General features: G+C 37.2%; 1 rRNA gene. It reads right to left on the reverse strand.

Going from position 1 to position 366, the window contains the following annotated elements:
- Positions 1–255 precede the first annotated feature (255 nt).
- A 16S ribosomal RNA gene (locus tag L1D37_RS23970) occupies positions 256–366 on the reverse strand; the annotation flags it as partial.

The raw sequence follows: 366 nt of genomic DNA on the forward strand, positions 1-366 counted from the left end.
TTTGAATCGAATACAAGACACTTGAATGTGTTTGTTGTGTTTATACCGTTCTTATTAAATAAGAGCAGATAAACATTGAGAACTTTTAAATTTGATTGAATTACTCGTAAGTAATCAATCAGTCAGCTTTCCAAATTGTTAAAGAGCATAAAGCAAAAAGCTTTAATCAATAACTTGCGTTATTAATTAAAGCTCTGGCTTTAACTAAATCTAAACCATCAATCTGTGTGGACACTTATCGTGAATATCTTCGTATAAGGAGGTGATCCAGCCCCAGGTTCCCCTAGGGCTACCTTGTTACGACTTCACCCCAGTCATGAACCACAAAGTGGTGAGCGTCCTCCCCGAAAGGTTAAACTACCCACT

This window comes from Vibrio sp. Isolate33 (assembly GCF_022397895.1).
GTDB classification, from domain to species: domain Bacteria; phylum Pseudomonadota; class Gammaproteobacteria; order Enterobacterales; family Vibrionaceae; genus Vibrio; species Vibrio pomeroyi.